This is a genomic window from Promicromonospora sp. NPDC090134, from assembly GCF_044746965.1.
Taxonomy (GTDB): domain Bacteria; phylum Actinomycetota; class Actinomycetes; order Actinomycetales; family Cellulomonadaceae; genus Promicromonospora.
Window position 1 is genome coordinate 1,448,051 of the sequence record NZ_JBIVCZ010000001.1, and the last position, 14,427, is coordinate 1,462,477.

The 14,427-nt window shown below is 73.2% G+C and carries 15 protein-coding genes; 7 read left to right on the plus strand and 8 right to left on the minus strand.

The window, feature by feature from the left end; genetic code table 11:
• Positions 1-22: 22 nt before the first annotated feature.
• Positions 23-1,036 (minus strand): IS481 family transposase, encoded by a 1,014-nt coding sequence (locus ACIPN7_RS06370; protein ID WP_400539094.1) that lies wholly within the window; start codon positions 1,034-1,036, stop codon positions 23-25.
• 129 nt (positions 1,037-1,165) lie between these two features.
• On the opposite strand from ACIPN7_RS06370, the gene ACIPN7_RS06375 reads away from it, so the two are divergent.
• On the plus strand, positions 1,166-1,774 hold the full coding sequence (locus ACIPN7_RS06375) for a TetR/AcrR family transcriptional regulator (protein WP_400539096.1): 609 nt from the start codon (positions 1,166-1,168) through the stop codon (positions 1,772-1,774).
• Positions 1,771-2,883 (plus strand): FAD-dependent monooxygenase, encoded by a 1,113-nt coding sequence (locus ACIPN7_RS06380; RefSeq protein ID WP_400539097.1) that lies wholly within the window; start codon positions 1,771-1,773, stop codon positions 2,881-2,883. Before ACIPN7_RS06375 ends, ACIPN7_RS06380 begins: the two co-directional genes overlap by 4 nt.
• A 9-nt stretch (positions 2,884-2,892) precedes the next feature.
• Here ACIPN7_RS06380 and ACIPN7_RS06385 read toward each other — a convergent pair whose 3' ends face one another.
• Positions 2,893-3,633 (minus strand): SDR family oxidoreductase, encoded by a 741-nt coding sequence (locus tag ACIPN7_RS06385; protein ID WP_400539099.1) that lies wholly within the window; start codon positions 3,631-3,633, stop codon positions 2,893-2,895.
• Positions 3,634-3,733: 100 nt separating this feature from the next.
• On the opposite strand from ACIPN7_RS06385, the gene ACIPN7_RS06390 reads away from it, so the two are divergent.
• Together ACIPN7_RS06390 and nhaA are read left to right on the plus strand one after the other, a co-directional pair.
• Positions 3,734-4,561: a helix-turn-helix transcriptional regulator gene (locus ACIPN7_RS06390; protein ID WP_400539101.1), complete on the plus strand. Its 828-nt coding sequence runs from the start codon at positions 3,734-3,736 to the stop codon at positions 4,559-4,561.
• A gap of 28 nt (positions 4,562-4,589) precedes the next feature.
• Positions 4,590-5,990 carry a Na+/H+ antiporter NhaA gene (nhaA, locus tag ACIPN7_RS06395; protein ID WP_400539103.1) on the plus strand — a complete coding sequence of 467 codons (1,401 nt, stop codon included), beginning with the start codon at positions 4,590-4,592 and terminating at the stop codon, positions 5,988-5,990.
• Between the two features lie 21 nt (positions 5,991-6,011).
• Here the strand turns inward: nhaA and ACIPN7_RS06400 are convergent, their stop codons facing one another.
• Together ACIPN7_RS06400 and ACIPN7_RS06405 are read right to left on the minus strand one after the other, a co-directional pair.
• Positions 6,012-6,842, minus strand: coding sequence for a slipin family protein (locus ACIPN7_RS06400; protein WP_400539105.1), 831 nt, complete (start codon positions 6,840-6,842; stop codon positions 6,012-6,014).
• Positions 6,843-7,046: 204 nt separating this feature from the next.
• Complete coding sequence (locus ACIPN7_RS06405) at positions 7,047-9,116, minus strand: BTAD domain-containing putative transcriptional regulator (RefSeq protein ID WP_400539106.1); 2,070 nt, start codon at positions 9,114-9,116, stop codon at positions 7,047-7,049.
• A gap of 33 nt (positions 9,117-9,149) precedes the next feature.
• Here ACIPN7_RS06405 and ACIPN7_RS06410 point away from each other — a divergent pair, with 33 nt between their 5' ends.
• Positions 9,150-10,025, plus strand: a complete 876-nt coding sequence (locus tag ACIPN7_RS06410; RefSeq protein ID WP_400539108.1) for an alpha/beta fold hydrolase — start codon at positions 9,150-9,152, stop codon at positions 10,023-10,025.
• Positions 10,026-10,031: 6 nt separating this feature from the next.
• On the opposite strand, the gene ACIPN7_RS06415 is transcribed toward ACIPN7_RS06410, so the two are convergent.
• Both ACIPN7_RS06415 and ACIPN7_RS06420 read right to left on the minus strand, forming a co-directional pair.
• Positions 10,032-10,625 (minus strand): DsbA family protein, encoded by a 594-nt coding sequence (locus ACIPN7_RS06415; protein ID WP_400539110.1) that lies wholly within the window; start codon positions 10,623-10,625, stop codon positions 10,032-10,034.
• A 12-nt stretch (positions 10,626-10,637) separates the two neighbouring features.
• Entirely contained in the window at positions 10,638-11,207 is a 570-nt protein-coding gene (locus ACIPN7_RS06420) for a TetR/AcrR family transcriptional regulator (RefSeq protein WP_400539112.1), read from the minus strand.
• A gap of 117 nt (positions 11,208-11,324) precedes the next feature.
• Here ACIPN7_RS06420 and ACIPN7_RS06425 point away from each other — a divergent pair, with 117 nt between their 5' ends.
• Positions 11,325-12,167, plus strand: a complete 843-nt coding sequence (locus tag ACIPN7_RS06425) for an alpha/beta fold hydrolase (protein ID WP_400539114.1) — start codon at positions 11,325-11,327, stop codon at positions 12,165-12,167.
• A gap of 142 nt (positions 12,168-12,309) precedes the next feature.
• On the opposite strand, the gene ACIPN7_RS06430 is transcribed toward ACIPN7_RS06425, so the two are convergent.
• Positions 12,310-12,723: a winged helix-turn-helix transcriptional regulator gene (locus ACIPN7_RS06430; protein ID WP_400539116.1), complete on the minus strand. Its 414-nt coding sequence runs from the start codon at positions 12,721-12,723 to the stop codon at positions 12,310-12,312.
• 121 nt (positions 12,724-12,844) lie between these two features.
• Between ACIPN7_RS06430 and ACIPN7_RS06435 the strand changes: the two genes are divergently transcribed.
• Positions 12,845-13,687, plus strand: coding sequence for an SDR family oxidoreductase (locus tag ACIPN7_RS06435; RefSeq protein WP_400539118.1), 843 nt, complete (start codon positions 12,845-12,847; stop codon positions 13,685-13,687).
• Between the two features lie 72 nt (positions 13,688-13,759).
• Here the strand turns inward: ACIPN7_RS06435 and ACIPN7_RS06440 are convergent.
• Positions 13,760-14,427: HNH endonuclease (locus ACIPN7_RS06440; protein ID WP_400539120.1), on the minus strand; the 668-nt coding region annotated here is incomplete at its 5' end.

A 14,427-nucleotide genomic window follows, 5' to 3' on the forward strand; every position in this document is an offset into this window, starting at 1 on the left:
GTCCAGTCCCGCGCCGTCACGACTAGCTGTACTGGCCCGGCAGGTTGGTAACGCGGTCGGCTGGGCAGGCGCCTTTGAGTGCGGTGTGGGGCCGGTGGTGGTTGTACCGGTGCAGGAACTGAGGGTAGGCCGCCGCGCGTTCGGATTCGCTGGTGTAGGGGTGGGCGTAGGCCCATTCCTCCTGGAGTGTGCGGTTGAACCGCTCGACTTTCCCGTTGGTCTGGGGCCGGTAGGGGCGGGTGCGCTTGTGCTTGACGCCCGCGGCCTGCAGGACGGCGTCGAAGTCGCGGGAGCGGTAGCAGGCCCCGTTGTCGGTCAGGACCCGGGCTACGGTGATCCCGAGGGTCTGGAAGTGTTGCAGGGCGCGGGTCATGAACGCGGCGGCGGTCTGCTTGGTCTCGTCGGGCAGCATCTCGGAGTAGGCCAGCCGGGAGTGGTCGTCCACGGCGTGGTGCAGGTAGACGTAACCCAGGCTGGGGCGTCCGTGGACCTTGCGGGGTCGCGACGGGTCACGGTGCGCGGAGCTGTTGCGGCCGCCCGCGGCCCGGCCCAGGGCCCGCCAGCCGCCGCCGTCGGGGATGCGTCCGAGTTTCTTGATGTCGACGTGGACCAGGTCCCCGGGTGCTTCGTGTTCGTAACGGGTCGGGCGGGTGCGTCGGATCCGGGTGCCGGTGGCCGGGTCGGTGAAGGTCAGGCGTGGGCAGCCGTAGCGGGTCAGGACCCGGCCGACCGTCGAGATGTTCAGACCCAGGTGGTAAGCGATCCGGGCCGGGCCCCAGCGGCGCGAGACCCGCAGCCCGAGGACTCGCCGCTCGATCCGGCGGGTGGTGCGGTGCGGGCACGAACGGGGCCGGGAGGACCGGTCGACCATGCCGGCAGGCCCGTGCTGGCGGTAGCGGGTGGCCCATCGGTGCGCGCACGTGACCGAGACGCCGAACCGGTCCGCGGCCCGGCGTAGCGGCCAGCCCTGATCGACAACACACCGGGCCAGGCGCAGTCTGCCGGTCGGGGACAGTGGGGCGTTAGCGTGGGGCATGAGGACCTCCGGGTTGGTGCGTGTGATGCCTTCGACAAGCTCCACACTCACCCGGAGGTCCTCTTCAGTTCGTCAACGACCCGCCGTCATGTTCACAACGTCCCGGGCCAGTACAACTAGCCTGAGGAGATGAGCATGCGGATGACGGCGCGGGGCGCCGCGACCAGGCTGCGGCTGGTGTCGGGCGCCGCCCTGCTGATGCGCGAGCACGGCGCGGCGGAGACCAACCTGGACCAGGTGCTGCGGGCGACCTCCACGAGCAAGAGCCAGCTCTTCCACTACTTCCCGGACGGCCGGGCGGGCTTGCTGGTGGCCGTGACGGGGTACGAGGCGGAGCAGGTCATGGAGGCGCAGCGGCCCTACCTCGACGACCTGTCGACGCCGGAGAGCTGGCGCGAGTGGCGCCGGGCCGTGCTGCGGCACTACGTCGAGCTCGGCGAGCGGTGCCCCCTGGGGGCGCTCACCTCCGAGCTCGGCACCTCCTCGCCCGAGGCCCGCAACATCGTCAACGACCTCTACGACCGCTGGGAGGGCGCGCTGATCGCCGGCGTCCAGGCCCTGATCGTGAACGGGTCCGTGCGGCCCGACCTGCCCGTGCGCGACACGGCCCGCAGCATCCTCACCGCCGTCCAGGGCGGTGTCGTGATGCTGCGGGCCACCGGGCGGCTCTCCTACCTGGAGACGACGCTCGACACGACGCTGGAGCCGCTGCTCGGGGCTCCGGAGGCCGCCGCGTGAGCGCGCGTCGCCCCGCTCTCGACGGCCGGAGGATCCTCGTCGTCGGCGCGGGCGTCGCCGGCCTCGCCGTCGTGCGGGCCCTGCACGGGCTGGGTGCTCAGATCGAGGTGGTCGAGCGGGCCCCCGCCCCGGCCACGGGCGGTGCGGGCATCTTCCTGCCCGCCAACGCGGTCCGGGGGCTGCGGCTGCTGGGCCTTGAGGACGCCGTCCTGGGCTCGGCCGTGCGGATCGGCCGGCAGGTGGTGGCGGACCACCGCGGTCGCGTGCTGTACCAGGTGAGCACGGACACCCTGTGGCAGGGCATCGCACCCACTGTCGCGACCCACCGTGCGGCGCTCCTCGGCGCCCTGCTCGACGGCGCCGGGGACGTCAAGATCCGGTGGGGCACCAGCCCGGAGTCGATCGTCCCGGACGGGCCGGAGGTAGGCGTCGCCCTCGACGACGGCGCGTCCGGCCGCTACGACCTGGTCGTCGGGGCCGACGGCGCGCACTCGACGGTGCGTCGCCTGGCGTTCGGGGACGCCGGACTGCGGCACTCGGGGCTGCACGCGTGGCGGCTCCTCGCCCCGCGCGGGGACACCGAGCCCGTGTGGTCGGTCCGGCTCGGCCGCGGGGTCTCGTTCCTGACCTTCCCGATCGGCCCGGACCTGGTCTACCACTACGGCGACGTGCATGCGGACGACGCCGCCGCGGGCCTGGACGGGCTCGTCGCCCGGTTCGGCGCACCCGTCCCCGAGGTGGTCGCGGCGGCGACCGTCGCGCACAGCGGACCCCTCGAGGAGGTGTCGCTCGCCTCGTGGAGCCGTGGGCCGGTCCTGCTGGTCGGTGACGCGGCCCACGCCACGACACCCAACATGGCGCAGGGCGCGGCGATGGCCTTCGAGGACGCCCTGGTGCTGGCCGACGTCCTGCGCCGGACCGCCTCCATCCCTGACGCCCTGCGGGAGTACGAGGAGCGCAGGAGGCCTCGGGTCGAGCGGGTTCAGCAGCAGACCCGCCGTCGTGACGGGACGCGCGGCCTGCACCCCGCCGCGCGCGACGTGCTGCTGCGCGCGGCGGGCGAGCGGCTGTTCCACGCGAACTACCGGGGCCTGCACGCCGCACCCTGACCGGCAGCCCTAGCGCTGGGCCGCCGGGCGCATGATGATCTCGTTCACGTCGACGTCCGCGGGCTGCCCGAGGGCGAAGGAGATCGCGCGGGCGATCGCGTCCGCCGGGATGGCGTTGCGGCGGTAGATCTTCGTGGTGGTCTGCGCGTCGGGGTCGGAGATGTGCTCGGCGAGCTCGCTCTCGACCACACCCGGCGTGATCGTGGTGGCCCGGATGCCCGGGTCCGACTCGAGGCGGAGCCCTTCGGTGATCGCCCAGGCCGCGAACTTCGTGGCGGAGTACACGGCCGACGTCGGGACCACCTCGTGCGCCCCCACCGACGCGACGGTCACGACATGCCCGCCGCCCTGCCGCCGGAAGTGCGGCAGCACCGCGGCGATGCCATGGAGCAGGCCCCGCACGTTGACGTCGATCATGCGGTCCCACTCGTCGACCAGGAGGGCGTCGAGCCGGGACAGGGGCATGACGCCCGCGTTGTTCACGATGACGTCGATCCGGCCGCGCTCCTGGACGACGGTGTCGACGGCGGCGCGCACGGCGTCGGCGTCTGACACGTCGAGGCTCAGGGTGGTGGCGCGGCCGCCGCCCGCCCGGATGCGGTCCGCGACGGCGTCGAGGCGGTCGGTGCGCCGGGCGGCGAGGACGACGTCGTGGCCCTCGGCGGCAAGTCTGACGGCCGTGGCCTCGCCGATGCCGCTGCTGGCGCCGGTGACGAGGACGACCTTGGATGTGTTCGTCGTTGTGGTCATGGCTCCAGGCTGGTTCGCCGTCCGGCGGCCAGGAAGGACGCCGTCCTCCTGGGTGCGGCGCACCCTGGATGGACGACGGCGGCCGTCGTACCGTCGGGGCATGACCGCATCACCGCTCGGCGACTTCCTGCGCGGCCGGCGCGACCGCCTGACCCCGGAGGCGCTCGGGCTGCCTGTCTACGGCCGCCGCCGCGTCGTCGGGCTGCGCCGCGAGGAGGTGGCCATGCTCACCGGCGTGAGCGTGGACTACTACGTGCGCCTCGAGCAGGGTCGCGAGGTGAGCCCGTCGCCGCAGGTGCTCGACTCGCTCGGGGAGGTGCTGCGCCTGGACGACGACGGCCGGCAGCACCTGTACCGCCTCGCCGGCCTCAGCCCCCGGCCGCTGCCGCCCGCCGAGGTCGAGGAGGTGGACGACGCCCTGCTGGAGCTGATGCTCTCCTGGACCGGGAGCCCGGCGCTCGTGTTCGGGCGGGCCTACGACGTGCTGGCCGCAAACCCGCTGGGCGAGGCGCTCTTCGGCGGCTTCCCGTTCTCGCGGAACCTGACGCGCACCGTGTTCCTCGACCCGGGCGCGCGCACCCTCTACCCGGACTGGCACCTGGTCGCGGAGAACGCCGTGGCCGGGCTCCGGCTCGCGGACGGGCTCATGCCCGGCGATCCCCGGATCCGGGCCGTGGTGGACGAGCTGCGCGTGAAGAGCCCGGACTTCGTGACCCTCTGGGACCGGAACGACGCACGGGGCAAGCGGCTGGACACGAAGCGGTTCCGGCACCCCGAGGTGGGGCCGTTGGAGCTGCGCGTGCACGTGTTCGAGGTGCGGGGCGCGCCGGGGCAGGAGCTGGTGGTCTACCACGCGCCCGCGGGGTCGCCGTCGGCGGAGGGGCTGGCGCTGCTGGGGACGCTGGCGGCGACGCGGCGGATCGGCTGACGCCGTCGGCGTCTTCTATCCTTGACCCGTGGCAGACCGGATCCCTACGGGAGTACCCACCCGACCAGGGCCGAGGCCCAGGGTCGTCATCCCGTATCCCCGCCTCTCGCCGGGACTGCGCAGCTACTTCGCGACCGAGGGCGGGGGCGCGACGCTCCTGCTCGCGGCCTCGGCCATCGCGCTGGTGTGGGCGAACGTGGCGGGCGGCTCGTACGAGGCCGTGTGGGACACGCCGATCAACCTCACGGTCGGCACGTGGGAGCTGCACCTGTCGCTGCACCACTGGGTCAACGACTTCCTCATGGCCGTGTTCTTCCTGGTGGTCGGCGTCGAGGTCAACCGCGAGCTGACGGTCGGCGAGCTGCGCAGCTTCCGCGCCGCGTCCGTGCCGCTGTTCGGCGCGATCGGCGGGCTGGCCGTACCGATCGGCATCTACCTGCTGATCAACCCGTCCGGGCCGGACGCCGCCGGCTGGGGCCTGCCGATGTCCACGGACACGGCGTTCGTCATCGGCGTGCTGGCGCTGGTGGGGCCACGCTGTCCGGACCAGCTCCGCATCTTCCTGCTGACGCTGGCGATCTTCGACGACATCGGCGCCATCGCCCTGCTGGGCATCTTCTACTCCGACGCGCTCATGATGGGCGCGCTCGTGCTCGCGGCGGTCCTGGCCGTCGTCCTGTTCGCGATGCGCTGGATCGGCATCTGGCAGATCGCGCCGTACCTGCTGGTCGGCGCGGTGCTGTGGGTCGTCGTCCTCGAGTCCGGGCTGCACCCGACCCTCGCCGGTGTCGTGGTCGGCCTCGCTGTCCCGACCGCCCGCCGCGGGCACGACGACGAGGCGCGGCGGCACCTCGGGTTCTACGGGCGTGCGCTCATGGAGGAGCTCGACCCGGCCCGCTCGCGCCTGGCCGTCAGCGCCGCGCGGTCGGCGGTCCCGACGAGCGACCGTCTGCTCGACGCGCTGCACCCGCTGAGCTCGTACGTCGTGGTGCCGGTGTTCGGCCTGGCCAACGCGGGTGTGGTGCTGTCCGGCGAGTCGATCAGCGCAGCCATGTCGAGCCCCGTCACGCTCGGCGTGCTCGTCGGCCTGGTGTTCGGCAAGGCGATCGGCGTCTTCGCCGGGGCGATGATCGCGCTGATGACGGGACTGGGTGCCCTGCCCGGCCGGGTGCGTTACGGGCACCTCGCGGGCGGCGCGTTCCTGTGCGGGATCGGCTTCACCATCGCGCTGTTCGTCAGCGAGCTCGCCTTCGACGACGAGGCCCTGATCAACGAGGCCAAGGTGGGCATCCTCGCGGCCTCGATCCTGTCGGGCGTGATCGGCGCCGTGATCCTGCGGTACTTCGGCGACCGGCTGCCGCTGTGCTCGCCCCACGAGGGGGCAGGCCCGCCTCCGCTGCCCGAGGGGACGTGGCGCCCGCCGGCCTGAGCCTCCGGTCGGCCTCGGGTACTACCCCTGCCCGTGTGTCGTGGTGGCGTCCTCGCCGCCGGCAGGTGCGTTCGCTGCCGCGGCCGCTGCTTCACGGGCCAGGAAGGAGCCGAGCTCGCCGATGGTGCTCATCAGCGGCGCGGGGAACACGACCGTGGTGTTCTTGTCGACGCCGAGATCGACCAGCGTCTGCAAGTTGCGCAGCTGCAACGCCAGCGGATGCACCATCATGATGTCGGAGGCGTCGCCCAGCCTCGAAGCGGCGAGCCGCTCGCCCTCGGCGTTGATGATCTTCGCGCGCTTCTCCCGCTCGGCCTCGGCCTGACGTGCCATGGCGCGTTTCATGGTCTCGGGCAGCTGGATGTCCTTGAGCTCGACCAACGTGATCTGGAGGCCCCAGTCGGTGGTCGTGCGATCGAGGATCAGGCGGATGCCCTCGTTGATCCGGTCGGTCTCCGCCAGGATCTCGTCGAGCGCGTGCTGCCCGACGACGTTCCGCAGTGTGGTCTGGGCGATCTGGTTGATCGCTGCGGTGACGTTCTCGATCTCGATCACGGACTTCACGGCGTCGACCACCCGGAAGTAGGCGACGGCGGCCACGTCGACGCTGACGTTGTCCTTGGTGATGATGCCCTGGGACTGGATCGGCATGGTGACGATCCGCAACGAGATGCGATGGAGCACGTCGACTATCGGGATGATGACTCGAAGGCCCGGCTCGCGGGTGCCCTTGAGCCGGCCGAACCGGAGGAGCACACCCTTCTCGTACTGCTTGACGATCTTGATCGCCATTCCGAGGCCGATCAGGACCAGGACCAGGACAAGGATGAGGATCCAGGCCCAGGCGCTCATCGGAATGCTCCGCAAGGCCCGCGCAAGGAGCCGTCAACTGGCGGGCCGGCATTCGACGTCATCATGACGCCCACCCCTCAAGGAAGGTTCAGGACCGGTCCCAGGCAGAGGCGTCCTGGACTCGGTCATTCCTCACGATACTCCGGCGACAAGCCCAGGCCTCGAAGGTTGGCGGAGCTGATGGTCGGTAGGTTCGTCCGCGGGTCAGTCGGCGAGGAACGCCGTCAATGCGTTCAGGTGGTCCTGGACCGGGCCTGCCGTCAGGACGCCGCTGCCCGCCGTGATCTCGCCGGCGGCCGGGGCCAGGGCCCCGCGGGCGCGTTCGGCCATCCGGCGGTCGCCCACCGCGACGGCGGCGCGTCCGGCCAGGACCCAGAGGACCTCGGCCAGGAGGCCCGGCGGCGGGTCCGGGATTCGGCGGACGGCCTGTGCTGCCGCCGCGGTCGCCGTGGCGGCGCCGTCGGTCGCGCGGGCCAGGAGCAGGTGCGGGCGGGCCCAGGGCTCGTAGGGGCCCCAGTCGGCGTCGTCGCAGGTTGGCGCAGCACCACCCGCCGCCGGGAGCCCGTGCCAGATCCGCAGCGCGAGGAGGGCCAACGGCAGCAGGCCCTCGGCGAGCCCCGGCATGCCCGCGCCGTCGAGGGTCGCGGCGGCTGCCTGGTACCTGCGCTCGGCGTCCGCGACGGAAGCCGGGCCGCCGCTGTCCGAGGGACCAGAGGCCGACCCCGGGGCGCCGGCGACCGGGTCCCCGCCCGGCGCGCCCGAAGCCGCCGCCCGCAGCGCCCCGAACCACGCGGTGAACACGCCCACCAGCGGGCGCTCGTGCCGCAGCCCGAGCGCCCCGGCACTGTCCGCGTGCCGCTGCGCCACCGCCCAGTCGCCGAGGGCGGACAGAGCCTGCACCCGTACCAGGTGCCCCAGGATCTCGAACGTCGCCAGCCCGTGCCGGGCGGCGAGCGACACCAGCTCGGCGCCGATCGCGTCCCGCTCCCGCGCCAGGCCCGGGTGCTCGAACCGGGTCAGGTACCGGCCGGCCAGCGCGAACGCCAGGACGGCCGGGTCGCCGGACCGCCGGGCGAGCGCCTCCGCCTCGCGCGCAGCCTCGGGGCCTCGGGCCCCGGCCAGCCCCCGCGACTCGACGGCCACGGTCGCCAGGAGCTTGGCCCGGACGGCGTCCGGTGCGTCGTCGGGCAGCGCGGCAAGCGTGCGCTCGGCGGCGGCGACCACCTGGGCGGCCAGGCCGGCGTCGTCGGACCGGGTCCAGGCGCCCGGCACGTCGAACGCGCCGATCACGCGAGCGGTGAGGTCGGGGTCGCCGAGCTGCTCGGCGGCGCCGACCGCGGCCACCCGCTGCGTGCGGGCGGCGGCCAGACCCTCGCCGCCGGTCATCGCCAGCGTGCGCAGCAGCGTGGTGGTGGACTCCAGGCGGGTGCGCGCACCGGCGGCGACCACCCGCTCGTAGGCCGACGTCGTGTCGCGCCAGACGTCGTCGGCGCCGGGCGTGCCGCCCGTGCCCGGATCGTGCCGCAGCACCTGCGCCTCCAGCTCGGCGAGCCGCGGGCCCGGGTCGACGCCGAGCTCGCCGGCCAGCATGGCGCGGGCCCGGCGGAGCACCGCCAGCGCGTCGGCCTGCCGGCCCGACCGGTACAGCGCCAGCGCGAGCAGCCGCCAGCCCTCCTCGCGCCAGGGGTGCTCGGTCACGTGCGCGTCCAGGCCGGGCACGACGTCGGCTGCCTCGCCCAAGATGGTGCGCGCCTCGGCGCGGCGCTCGACGGCGACCAGCCGGAGCTCGGCCAGGCGGCCCCGTTCCGCGACGGCCCAGGGTTGCTCCAGCCCCGCGTACGCCGGGCCGCGCCAGCTGTTGAGCGCCCGGTCGAGCGCGGCGCGGGCCGCGGCGGGGGCCAGGTCGCGGGCGCCCGACACCGCGGCCTCGAACACCCAGGCGTCCACGTCGGCCTGGCGCAGCGCGTACCCCGGGCCGTCGGTGACGAGCACCCGCGCGGGGGTGCGCGCCGCCCGCCCGGGCTCAACCGCCCGGCGCAGCGCCGCGACGAAGGTCCGCAGGGCCACGAGCGCGCCCTGCGGCGGCTCGTCCCAGAGGTCCTCGACCAGCCGGCCGGCGGTCACCACCCGGCCCCGGGCAGCCACCAGGCGCGCGAGCACCGACCGCTGGCGCGGGCCGCCCAGCGCCGCCTCGGCGTCGTCGACCCAGGCTGTGACCGGGCCGAGCACGCCCACCCGGACCTGCGCCGTGGGCCCTCCTGATCGGTCACTCATCGGCTGCTCATCCACGTGGCGGAGATTGGGGGCATGACAACGAAGATCCCTGAGTTCGAGTACCAGAGCGTCGCCGTCGGCGACGTGCACCTCAACGTAGCCGTCGGCGGGGCCGGCAGCCCGGTGGTCCTGCTGCACGGGTTCCCGGAGACCCACCTGATGTGGCGGCACGTAGCGGCGGACCTCGCCCGCGACCACACCGTGATCGTCCCCGACCTGCGTGGGTACGGGGACAGCGACAAGCCGGCCGAGCAGGACCGGGACACCTACTCCAAGCGGACCATGGCGCAGGACGTCGTGGACCTGGCCAGGGCGCTCGGCCACCAGACGTTCGCGCTCGGCGGCCACGACCGCGGCGCCCTCGTCGCCGTCCGCGCCGGCCTGGACCACCCCGATCGCGTGACCCATCTGGCCGTGCTCGACGTGCTCCCGACCCTCGACATGTGGGACGTGCTGCACGGGGCCGACGCCGCCGTCGCGTTCCACCTGTACCTGATGGCCCAGCCGCCGGGCCTCCCGGAGCGGATGATCGAGGGCGCCGCCGACGACTTCTTCGGCTTCTTCCTCGACGCCTGGGGCACCAGCCAGGAGGCGATCCCGCCCGAGGTCCGGGCGGAGTACCTGCGCGCGTCGCGCGAGGCGGTCCCCTCGATCGTGGCGGACTACCGGGCCTCGGCCGGGATCGACGTCGAGCACGACGAGGCGGACCGGGCCGCCGGACGGCGGCTTGCCATGCCCGTCACCGTGCTCCAGCAGGACTGGGGCGCCGCGCTCGGGTACGACGCCGCCGGACTGTGGTCGGCCTGGGCCGCCGACCTGGACCACCGCACGGTGACGGCCGGGCACTTCATGGCCGAGCAGGCCCCGGACGAGATCGTGGGCCACCTGCGCGCGCTGCTCGCGCGCTGACCGGCCCTACCGGCCGAACCGGCCGCGCTTGCGGGACATCGACATCGTGTCCCGCAGGTCGGTCACGGTGACGTCGCCCAGGTAGGGCTCGTCGTTGATGAACAGCGTGGGCGTGCCGTGCACGCCGGAGTCGATCCCGTCCTGGTAGTCCGTGCGCACGGCGTCGGCGAACTTCTGCGCCGGGTCACCCACCAGGGTGCTGGTGTCCAGCCCGAGCTGGTCGCCGTACCGGACGATCGACGCGTCGTCGAGACTGTCCTGGTTCTTGAAGAGCAGGCCGGCCATCGGCCAGAACGCGCCCTGGTGGCCGGCCGCCTCGGCCGCCAGGGCCGCCGTCAGCGCGTACGGGTGCGGCTCGAACAGCGGGAAGTGGCGCCAGACCAGGCGCACCTGGCCGTCCGAGTTCTTGACGAGCTCGTGCAGCACGGGCTTGGCCGCGCCGCAGTACGGGCACTCGAAGTCGCCGAACTCCACGATCGTGAACGGCGCCTCCGGGTTGCCGTAGGCCCAGCGGAACGCGAAGTCGGCGTCGTGGGCGGGGCCTTGTGCGGCGTGGGGCACGGCCTCCCGTGCGCTGCCGTCGGACTCGTCGATGGTCATGGCGTCATCCTTTCACCGGCGGGTGCCGGTCGCGGCGTCGAGCAGGGTCTCGGCGGCTGCCCGCGCGTGGTGCGCGGCCTCCGGGGTACCGGCGATGGCGGCGGTGGTCTGCGCGCCCTCGGCCAGGATGGCGAGCTGCGGGGCCAGGGCGGGCGGCGCCCCGGCGTCGGCCACGAGCCGGGCGACGTACTCCTGGAAGGCGCGCTTCTGCTCGCGGACGGCGTCCGCGACGGCGGTCGACGACGCGCCCAGCTCGCCGTGGGTGTTGATGAACGCGCAGCCGCGGAAGTCCGGCTCGCGGAACCACGCGTCGAGGAAGTCGAAGATCGCCAGGATGCGCTCGCGGGCCGTCGTCGCCGGCTCGGACGCCGCGGCGAGCCCGCTGTCCCAGACCTGCGTGCGGTGGTGCAGGACGGCGACGATCAGCTCGTCCTTCGAGGCGAAGAGCGAGTAGATCCGCTTGAGGGACACGCCCGCCGCCGTCCGCACCGCGTCCATGCCCACGGCCTGGACGCCGCGCGCGTAGAACAGCTCGTCCGCGGCCCGGACGACCTCCTCGCGCGCCGTCTTCTCGTCGATCATGCGATCTCACCCCGTCTTGTGTCCCGCACGAGTTGCGCGGAGAACGTTCGTTCTCTACTGTAGCGGACGTGGGCGGAGAACGAACGTTCTCCGCTGGGATCGAGAAGGGGACGGATCATGGGTTTCATCACGGTCGGCACCGAGAACAGCACCTCCACGGAGCTGTACTACGAGGACCACGGCTCGGGTCAGCCCGTCGTGCTCGTCCACGGCTACCCGCTGGACGGCAACAGCTGGGAGCGTCAGTCGCGTGAGCTGATCGCCGCCGGCTACCGCGTCATCACCTACGACCGCCGCGGGTTCGGCAAGTCGAGCAAGGTCGGCACCGGGTACGACTACGACACGTTCGCCGCCGACCTGGACACCGTGCTGACCACCCTCGACCTCCGCGACGTCATCCTGGTCGGCTTCTCGATGGGCACTGGCGAGCTGGCCCGCTACGTCAAGAACCACGGCCACGAGCGGGTCGCCAAGCTCGCGTTCCTCGCCTCGCTCGAGCCGTTCCTCGTGGCGGCCGACGACAACCCCGAGGGTGTGCCGCAGTCCGTCTTCGACGGCATCGCCGAGGCGGCCCGCTCCGACCGCTTCGCCTGGTTCACCAACTTCTACCAGGACTTCTACAACCTGGACGAGAACCTCGGCTCGCGGATCAGCCAGGAGGTCGTCACGGCCAGCTGGAACACGGCGACGGGCAGCGCCCCGGTCGCGGCGTACGCGGTGGTCCCGACCTGGATCGAGGACTTCCGGGCCGACGTCGCCGCCGTCCGGGCGGCCGGCAAGCCGTCCCTGATCCTGCACGGGACCAAGGACAACATCCTGCCGATCGACGCCACCGGCCGCCGGTTCCACGACGCGTTCCCGGAGGCGGAGTACGTCGAGATCGAGGGTGCGCCGCACGGCCTGCTCTGGACCCACGCGGCCGAGGTCAACGAGGTGCTGCTGCGGTTCGTGCAGGCCTGATCGCCGGCCCCGAGGCCGCCGCGCCGCGCGGGGGCCCGCGGGCAGGGTGATCGGTAAAAGGTCAGGTGATCGGTAGCTCGGGCTGCCGATCGCCTGACCTTTTGCCGATCACCCGGGCGCGACCGGCCCGGGCCGGGCGCAGTCAGCGGGGGAGCGGGCCCGTGTAGTCGGCGCGGGAGCGCTCGACGTCGGCCATGTGCGCGTCGCCCCACTCGCCCAGTGCGGCGAAGACGGCCTGCAGGCTGCTGCCCAGCTCCGTGATCTCGTACTCCACCCGCGGCGGGACCTCCGCGTAGATCCTGCGCTGGACCAGGCCGTCGCGTTCGAGCTGGCGCAGGCGCTGGGTGAGCACCTTCGGCGTGACCCCGATGCGCCGCTCCAGCTCGACGAAGCGCTGGGTCCCGTGCGCCTGCAGCACCCACAGGATCGGCGTCGTCCACCGGCTGAACACGAGGTCGACGACCGGCGAGATGGGGCAGGCGGTGGCCGGGTCGTCGTCGGGCTGCGGGCACCAGGTGGTGGACCCTGGCCTCGTGGCGGGTGTCGCGGTCGGCATGGCGGGCTCCAATACTTTCCTGAGGGAACCTACTGTACTGACGCTCGTAACGTCGGCGGCACGGCGGCCGCAGGGGCCGCCCGGCCCTGTTCGGGCCGTGTCCTACCGACAAGGAGCACCCATGATCGTCGTCACCGGAGCCACGGGAAACATCGGCCGGCCGCTCGTCGCCGACCTCGCCCGGCGGGGGCATGACGTCACCGCCGTCTCCCGCGCGGGCACCGCCCCGCTCGACAGCCCGCTGGTCCGGGCGGTGAGCGCCGACCTGGCCGAACCGGAGGGCCTGCGCGCCGCCGTCGACGGCGCCGACGCCCTGTTCCTGCTGGTGCCGGGCTCGGGCGGGCACCTGGACACCGAGCGGATCATCGGCATCGCCGCCGAGGCCGGTGTGCGGCGGCTCGTCCTCCTGTCCTCGCTGGGCGCCGTCACCCGCGCCGGGTCGGCCTCGCACGGTCCGCTCGCCGAGCTGGAGAAGCGGGTGCAGGGTTCGGGCCTGGAGTGGACGCTGCTGCGGCCTGCCGACTTCGCCAGCAACGCGCTCGCCTGGGTGCCGACGGTCCGGTCGGAGCGCGCCGTCCACGCGCCGTTCGGCGACGTCGGGCTGCCCGCCGTCGACCCGCTCGACATCGCAGAGGTCGCGGCGGCGGCGCTGGCGGAGGACGGCCACGGCGGCCGCGCCTACACGCTGACCGGCCCCGCCTCGATCTCGCCGCGCGAGCGGACCGAGGTGCTCGCGCAGGCACTCGGCGCGCCGATCGCCTTCGTCGAGCAGACCCGGGGCGAGGTACGTGCCGCCATGCTCGCGTACATGCCGGAACCGGTCGTCGACGGCACGCTCGCGATCCTGGGCGAGCCGACGCCGCAGGAGCAGCTCGTCAGCCTCGACATCGAGAAGGTGCTGGGGCGGCCGGCGCGCGGGTTCGCGGACTGGGTGCGCCGGAACGTGGGAGCGTTCAGGGTCTGACCGGTCGAGGCCGATGACCGGGCGCTGCGGGTCGCCCGTCGTGGCCACCACGTGTGGATGACGTCCGGCATCTCAGAACGGTGGCTCGCCCGGGAGGGCACGGGCCTCCGTGACTGCTGTGTTGCCCTCCTCGTTCAGGTGCCTGCCGGTTGGTGGCACCTCGCTCCCGAGGCGGTGTCGGGTGTCGTCGGTGAGGCTGGTGATGTCGTTGCTGACGTGGCCGACCTGGGTGGGTGGTCGGGTGTAGCGGTGGCCGGTGGGTGCGGTCCAGGTCGTGGTTCCGGTGTCGGGGTTGCGGGTGACGTTCCAGCCGTGGTGGGTCTTGGCGAGGTGGTGGGCGCGGCACAGGGGTTGGAGGTTGGTGGCGCGGGTCTGTCCGGGGGTGCCGGGTGGTTGCGTGTCGGGGTCGAGTGCGTGGTCGTAGGGGTGGATGTGGTCGAGGTCTGCCCAGCGGGCGGGTCGGTCGCACTGGGGGAAGCAGCAGGTCTGGTCCCGGGCGGTGACGGCTTGGCGCAGGATCTTGCCGGGTTGGTAGGTGGTGGTGGAGTAGTCGGTCAGGATGCCGGTGGCGGGGTCGGTGATGAGGCGTTGCCAGGTGGCGTCGGTGGCGATGCGGGCGGCGGTCTCGGCGGGGATGGGGCCGTAGCCGTGCAGGTGGCCGGGGGTGTTGTCCAGGCCGAGGAGCATGGTGGCCGGGATGGTGACCCGGATCTGTGGCTTGACGGTGATGACCTGGACGG